7 protein-coding genes are annotated in these 6,698 nt (G+C 69.8%); 2 read left to right on the top strand and 5 right to left on the bottom strand.

What is annotated here, in order from left to right:
- Window positions 1-3: 3 nt before the first annotated feature.
- The 3 genes from ACH34Q_RS43920 to ACH34Q_RS43930 are packed head-to-tail and all read right to left on the bottom strand — an operon-like array spanning window position 4 to window position 3,272.
- Window positions 4-402 (bottom strand): YybH family protein, encoded by a 399-nt coding sequence (locus ACH34Q_RS43920; protein WP_395989182.1) that lies wholly within the window; start codon window positions 400-402, stop codon window positions 4-6.
- A gap of 41 nt (window positions 403-443) precedes the next feature.
- Window positions 444-1,715, bottom strand: a complete 1,272-nt coding sequence (locus ACH34Q_RS43925; RefSeq protein WP_395989183.1) for an acyl-CoA dehydrogenase family protein — start codon at window positions 1,713-1,715, stop codon at window positions 444-446.
- 36 nt (window positions 1,716-1,751) lie between these two features.
- Entirely contained in the window at window positions 1,752-3,272 is a 1,521-nt protein-coding gene (locus ACH34Q_RS43930; protein ID WP_395989184.1) for an aldehyde dehydrogenase family protein, read from the bottom strand.
- A 141-nt stretch (window positions 3,273-3,413) separates the two neighbouring features.
- On the opposite strand from ACH34Q_RS43930, the gene ACH34Q_RS43935 reads away from it, so the two are divergent.
- Window positions 3,414-4,304 carry an alpha/beta fold hydrolase gene (locus tag ACH34Q_RS43935; protein ID WP_395989185.1) on the top strand — a complete coding sequence of 297 codons (891 nt, stop codon included), beginning with the start codon at window positions 3,414-3,416 and terminating at the stop codon, window positions 4,302-4,304.
- A gap of 10 nt (window positions 4,305-4,314) precedes the next feature.
- Here ACH34Q_RS43935 and ACH34Q_RS43940 read toward each other — a convergent pair whose 3' ends face one another.
- Window positions 4,315-5,232, bottom strand: a complete 918-nt coding sequence (locus tag ACH34Q_RS43940; RefSeq protein WP_395989186.1) for an alpha/beta fold hydrolase — start codon at window positions 5,230-5,232, stop codon at window positions 4,315-4,317.
- A 56-nt stretch (window positions 5,233-5,288) separates the two neighbouring features.
- Between ACH34Q_RS43940 and ACH34Q_RS43945 the strand changes: the two genes are divergently transcribed.
- Window positions 5,289-5,825 (top strand): helix-turn-helix domain-containing protein, encoded by a 537-nt coding sequence (locus ACH34Q_RS43945; RefSeq protein WP_395989187.1) that lies wholly within the window; start codon window positions 5,289-5,291, stop codon window positions 5,823-5,825.
- A 125-nt stretch (window positions 5,826-5,950) separates the two neighbouring features.
- Here ACH34Q_RS43945 and ACH34Q_RS43950 read toward each other — a convergent pair whose 3' ends face one another.
- Complete coding sequence (locus ACH34Q_RS43950) at window positions 5,951-6,157, bottom strand: hypothetical protein (protein ID WP_395989188.1); 207 nt, start codon at window positions 6,155-6,157, stop codon at window positions 5,951-5,953.
- Between the last annotated feature and the right edge of the window lie 541 nt (window positions 6,158-6,698).

The raw sequence follows: 6,698 nt of genomic DNA on the forward strand, positions 1-6,698 counted from the left end.
GGACTACTCGACGGCCAGGCCGATGTGCTCGCTGTGGAACGGGTTGTCGATCACGGTGACCCAGCGGCCGTCGTCCAGGCGGCGCAGGACGTTGCCGTCGATGGCGACCATGCGGACCGGCTCGCCGTCCGGGCCGGTGCCCTCCAGCGTCCACCTGATGGACTCGAAGGCGATGTCGTCGGCCTCGATGAACTGCAGGCTCTCGAACCGCAGCGTGGGCTTGAGGTCGAGGAACGCCTGCAGCGCCTCGCGCAGGGCGGCCGTTCCCCGTACGGCCTCGCTGCCCGGCTGGGTGACGAAGACGGTCTGCGGGGACCAGATCTCCAGGGCGCGGTCGAGGTCTCCGGCGTTCATGGCCTCGACGAACGAGGCGTTGACCTGGTCGGCTCGGGTGACGGGCATCGTTTTCTCCTTGCTCTACGGGTGGGGTCGGGACGTACGGGTCAGGTCGTCGGGCGCATCGCGGAGGCGGTCCCGGCGGCGGCCATGGGGTCGGCGAGGGTCTCCTCCAGCGGGCGCAGCGAGGGCGCCTGCGCGGGGTCGAGGCCCATGCTGAGCAGTCCGACCATCTCGCCGCAGGCCAGCGAGTTGGGCGGCATGATCGGCGCGGTGGCGGCGTCGCGCAGCATCCGCTCGTACGCCTGGTTCTTGAACAGGGAGTTGAGGCCGCCCGCGACGGTCAGCCGCGTCGCGATCTCCTGGACGGCGCGGCCGACGGCGAGCTTGGCCCGCAGGAACCAGTGGAACGTCTCCAGGCTCGGCCCGTGGGCGTCGGCCTGCCACGCCGCCCGGTAGAGCATCAGCCGGGCACTTTCCAGCGCCACGACCGCCTCGCCGACAGCCGCGCTGACCGTCGGGTGGTACCCGATCTCCTGGGCGAACCCCTTGCCCTTGCGGGTGCCGAGGTGCTCGGCGGCCCAGTCGACCATGCCGGCGCCGACTCCGAGGTAGCAGGCGGTGTAGCCGCCGAAGGACCGGTGCGCGTTCTCGATGAGGAAGGCCGACAGGAAGTCCCCCGTCCGGTAGAGCACCAGGTCGTCGGGGACGAACGCGCCGTCGATGTCCACCTGGTTGCTGGCCGTGGCGCGCATGCCGTGGGTGTCCCAGACATCCTTGACGGTGATGCCGTCCTGCCGGGTCGGCAGCAGCATCCCGATGGCGGCGCGCGGGTCGGGCTCGTCCTCGGGATGGGCGTAGAAGTAGGCGTACTCGCTGGCCTCGAAGTACGAGGCGAACATCTTGCGGCCGCGCAGCCGGTAGCCGCCGTCCTCGCGTACGGCCCGTACCGTCGGCACGAACGTCGACGGCAGCAAACTGGACGAGGCGGGCTCGCTCAGCGGCGCGCACATCAGCGCGCCGTCCTCGATGGCCAGCGCGGCGACACGCTTCTTGGTGTCGTCAGGGATCGCGGCGCGCTCGGTGGTGGCGCTGGTGGCCACAACATGCATGTTGAAGCCGAGCGCCGTGGACGCGTCACCCCGGGCGAGCTCCTCGGCGGCGGCGATCCAGCCGACCGTACCGATTCCGGCGCCGCCGAACTCGCTGGGAATGCCGACGCCGAACAGGCCCGCGTCGCGGAGCAGGTCGATGTTCTCGGTGGCCACGGAACGGTCCGCGTCATGCCGGGCGGCCCGGGTCGCGAAGTCGGCGGCCAGTTCCCGGCACAGGCCGCGTACGCGTTCCTGTTCGGGGGTCAGGGTGAAGTCGAACGCCATGGGGTCTCCTCGCAATGCTGGAACGATGTCGATCGGTCAGCCGAACAGGGACATGCGCTCGGTCGTGAGCCGGGCGTTGACGACCTTGGTGCCGCTGTACTCGCGCAGCGTCTCGGCGCTCGTCTCGCGCCCGAAGCCGCTGTCCTTGAAGCCGCCCAGCGGCTGGCCCATGGGGGTCTCGAACCAGGTGTTGACCCAGACGATCCCGGCGTCCAGATCGCGGGCGACCCGGTGCGCCCGACCGAGATCCCGCGTCCACACGCCGGCGGCCAGTCCGTACCGTCCACCGTTGGCACGGGCGACGGCCTCGGCCTCCTCGCGCCAGGTCTGCACGACCACGACCGGCCCGAACAGCTCCTCCGAAGAGACCGTGGACCGTCCGGCCGGATCCAGCAGAACGGTCGGCGCCAGGTAGGAGCCCCCGGACAGCTCGCCGTCCAGGCGTACGGCGTCGCCCCCGGCCACCACCTCGGCGCCTTCGGTCTCACCCCGCCGCACCAGGCCGAGGATGCGGTCGCGATGCGCCCCGGAGATCACCGGACCGATCTGCGTCCCCCGGTCGAGCGCGTCCCCGACCTGGATACGGGAGACCACGCCGGTCAGCCGTTCCAGGAACTCCTCCGCGATGTCCTCGTGCACCAGCAGCCGGGACGACGCGAAGCACGCCTCACCATTGGCCGCGAACGCACCGGTCAGAGCGTCCGTCACGGCCGCGTCCAGATCGGCGTCCTGGCAGATCAGGAAGGCGGACTTGCCGCCGAGCTCCATCAGCGCCGGCGTGAGATTGGCGGCGGTGGCCGCCAGAACGCGCCGCCCGGTCTCGGTCCCTCCGGTGAACGTCACCTTGGCGATCCCCGGATGGGCGACCAGGGCCGCGCCGACCTCGGGCCCGTAGCCGGTCACCACGTTCACCACGCCCGGCGGCAGCAGGTCGCCCAGGGCCCGTACCAGCGTCACCGCACTCGGCGAGGCCAGCTCGGACGGCTTGACGACCACCGTGTTCCCCGCCGCCAGGGCGGGGGCCAGCTTGTTGGCCAGCGTGATCAGCGGCGAGTTCCACGGCGTCAGAGCCGCGATCACGCCCAGCGGCTCGCGGACGGTGTAGACGTGCGAGTCCCGGTCACCGGTCGCGATCTGCTCCCCGCCCAGACCCCGGACGAGCCCGGCGAAGTACCGGAAGATGTTCGCGGCCGTGGCCACGTCGAACATCCCCGCCTCCCGGACGGGACGCCCGTTCTCGGTCGGCAGCAGCAGGTCCCAGGACCCGGCCTCACGTTCGATCAGGTCGGCGACGGCCCCGAGCACCGCCTGCCGCTCGACGGGCGAGGAGTACCGCCAACTGGCGAACGCCCGCGTCGCCGCCTGGACGGCGGCGTCCACCTCGGCCGCGCCGGCCTGGGCGACCTCGGCCCAGCGGCGGCCGGTGCTGGGCTCGATCGCCTCGAAGCACGCCTCGGTCTCGACGGCCCGGCCGTCGATGATCAGCGGGTACGGCTCCTTGGGCACGAAGGCCCGACGCTCGACGACCGGGGTAGGGCCGTTCTCCGGATCTCCCACGACAACCCCTCTTCATCAGGCACGCCACCAGGTGGCACTGCCCGAATCCAAGGACACTCCAAGCGCAACGCCCATCCCTCATCCGAGGGACCACCCCTGCTCAAGCCCGGCGCGGTGTGGATCTAGGCGACGATGGCGGATATGCAGAAGACGGAACGGCCGACGCAGGTAATGGAACTGGCCGCCGGGCCGGTGGAATACCGGCTGGACGAACGCGGTTCGCGCACGGTGCTGATGCTGCACGGCGGCCACATGCGCGCCGGGATGCCCCTGGGCGAGGAGGTCTTCGCCGACGCCGGCTACACCGTCCTGGCAACCTCGCGCCCGGGCTACGGCCGTACGCCACTCGCGACCGGCACCTCACCGGCCGGATTCGCCGATGTGCTCGCCGAACTGTGCGGCAAGCTCGGCATCGACGCTCTCGCAGGCGCCGTGGGCCAGTCCGCAGGCGGCCCGAGCGCGGTGACTCTGGCCGCCCGCCACCCTGACCTGGTGGAACGCCTCATCCTGCAGAGCGCCGTCGGCCTGCTGCCCTGGCCCGACCGCCGCACCCGCATGGCCGCCGGCGTGGCCTTCAACCCGCGTACCGAACGGATGACCTGGGCGCTGATGCACACCTTGGTACGCCGCGCGCCCAACGTCGCCTTTCGCTTGCTGCTGCCGGACCTGACTTCACGCCCCGTCGCGGACCTGCTCGCAGGCCTCGACACCTCGCAGCGGGCGGCACTGCTGGACCTGTTCGGCCGGATGCGTTCGGGCGCGGGGTTCAGCAACGATGTGCGCACCATGGCCGTGGCCGACGACCGGACGGCCTCCCACGCGGCCAGGCTGCGCCAGCCCACCCTCGTGATCGCCACCCGCGACGACGGGTCGGTCTCGTACGATCACGCCCGGTCCCTGGCCGAGACCATCCCGAACGCCCGCCTGATCACCAGCGAGGCCCCCAGCCACATGATCTGGCTCGGCGACGACTATCCGGCCATCGCCGCCACCATCACCGACTTCCTGTCCGAGCCTCCATCTGGCGGCTGAGCTGGGATCTCTACTGCCTACCGGCCAATTCGACGAGGTCGCGGATCGCCTGGACGACGGCGTCGGACTCCTCGACCTGCACGTGCTGATGGGAGCCGCCGTCCAGTAGCCGCTGCTCGCCTCGCGGCACGGACGCGGCCATCGCCGCATGCATGGCCCGCAACCCCTCGTGCGCCTGCCGCATGACCTCGTCGGGCAGGATCTGTGCCCAGTACGGGTTGGCGCCACCGGCGGTGAGCACGATCAACGGGACGTCGGGCAGCCCGTCCGAGCGCCGCAGCTCGTCGTAGATGTCGGTCTCGAAGTTCGCCGTCTCCAGCATGCCCGTCCGCCACGAGGCCAGCTGGTAATCGATGAGCGCCTCGCGAACGGTCTCCGGCCACGGGGCGTAGATCTCCAGAAGCTGCGCGCGCGCCGATTGGATCTGCTCGCCGGTCAGGTCCGGCAGTTGCTCGAGAGCGGGCTTCGCCTGGTCGTTGAGCTCGGCGGCCTCGTCCGGCATGTAGTCGAGGATGTCCTCGTGTCCCGGGTCCAGCAGGAGCAATCCGGCCACATCCTCAGGATGAAGCTGCGCGAAGCGACGCGCATAGAACGCGCCCAACGAATGGCCGACTAGCAAGTACGGACCAGGCACGGCGGCGGCGTGCAGCAGGCTCCGTATCTCCTCGGCGACTTCGGCCGCGCCGCGAGGCAGCTCGACGGGATCGCTCCAACCCGTCCCCGCACGGTCGTACAGCACGCTCGTGGTGAACTCGGCGGCCCGGGCCTGAACGTCCAAGAAGTCCAAGCCGACGAGCCCGGCTCCAGGCAGGAACACCACACTCGGGCCTCCCGCGCCAGAACGGTGCAGCATCAGCCGCCGCCCGTCCACCTCGTACAGGCGGCCCAGCGGCGGCGTCCCTGTCTCCGGACGGTCCTCGGTCTGCATCAGCGCTCCTCTATTCGCAAGGTTGCGAACGTTAGCACATATGCGATCATTCACAGATGGACACCTTGGAGCTCCTCGCGCATCCCGTCCGGCTGCGCATCGTCCAGGCCATGTCGGGCGGACGGACCCTGACCACCTCGGAACTGGCCGACCGCATCCGCGACGTGCACAAGGCCACCGTGTACCGGCACGTCGGCCTGCTCGCCGACGGCGGCGTCCTGGAAGTGGAGGCGGAGCAGCGCGTACGCGGCGCGGTCGAACGCCGCTACCGGCTCCGCCGCGACCGAGCCGTGATCGACGCCGGCACGGTCGCGTCGATGTCGGCGGACGACCACCGCCGCGCGTTCGCCGCCGCCATGGCGGCCCTGCTCGCCGAGTTCAACGCCTACCTCGACCTCGACCACGCCGACCCGGTCACCGATCTCGTCGGTTACCGGCAGCACGTGCTCTGGCTGAGCCCCGACGAGCGCGCCGAGATGATCAGCGGGATGCGCGGTGCGATCGAGACCCAGCTAGCGAACGAGCCCGCACCGCACCGCACACCGCACCTGATCAGCCCGATCCTGTTCCCAACCGAGAACCCCGCACCCTGAACAACCCACCGCCCCCGCCCAGTCCGTTGACTCGTGGCGTGTTCGCCTGAAACGACATGGCCAGAGGCGAACACGCCACGAGTCAACGGAAGCGAGCGGCACGGCGAAGGCGCGTGGTCACCGCACTAGACGGGGCTCCGCTCCCCGGTCGCGACGATGCTCCAGTTGCCGACGTCGTTGTAGCCCGAGTCGTAAATGGCAGAGCCGTCGCCGGGCTTCAGGTCGTAGTGACGGAGATTACCGCCCCAGTAGCGCAGGATCCGGCCCAGCTCATCAACGGCCTTCCCGTCGAAGGCCGTCTCACCCATGTCGACTTCGAGAAGGAACTTCATCCCTCATCTCCTTCACGGTCCAGTTCATCGCCTTGCCTTCAATGCTCTCATTGAACTACCCAGTGAAGGTTACGAGGCGATATCGCTGGATGTACACGACGAAGGCAACGGAAAGTCTCAACAGCAGAACACCGCGTTGCCTCGTACCAGAGCAGGTCGTCGGCGCTGGTAGCGCTGATGAGGCGGCGCGCACTTCTTCCGACCACGGCGGAGAAGGCGTCTTGGGCAGATCCGGCTGCCGGGTAACCGGCGTGGATGAACTCAATTCCTGGGCATGAGGGCAGGCCGTCACCCAGAACACGCCCGAATTAGGAACACGGGCGCCGAACGGGTGAACTGAAACAGGTGACTACATGGGCCCCTTATCCAGACCAGCGCCGTGACCGCCCCCGGCAACGCTCTCCTCGTTGACTCGTGGCGTGTTCGCCTCTGGCGGCGTCCGTGGAAGCGAACACGCCACGAGTCAACGAGGGGGGCGCGGTCCGGGAGCAGGTGTGTGCGTAGGCGGTCACCGCATTAGAGGATCCGGCGGGGGCCGTTG

Origin of the sequence: Actinomadura sp. 9N407 (assembly GCF_044326315.1) — a bacterium.
Taxonomy (GTDB): Bacteria; Actinomycetota; Actinomycetes; order Streptosporangiales; family Streptosporangiaceae; genus Spirillospora.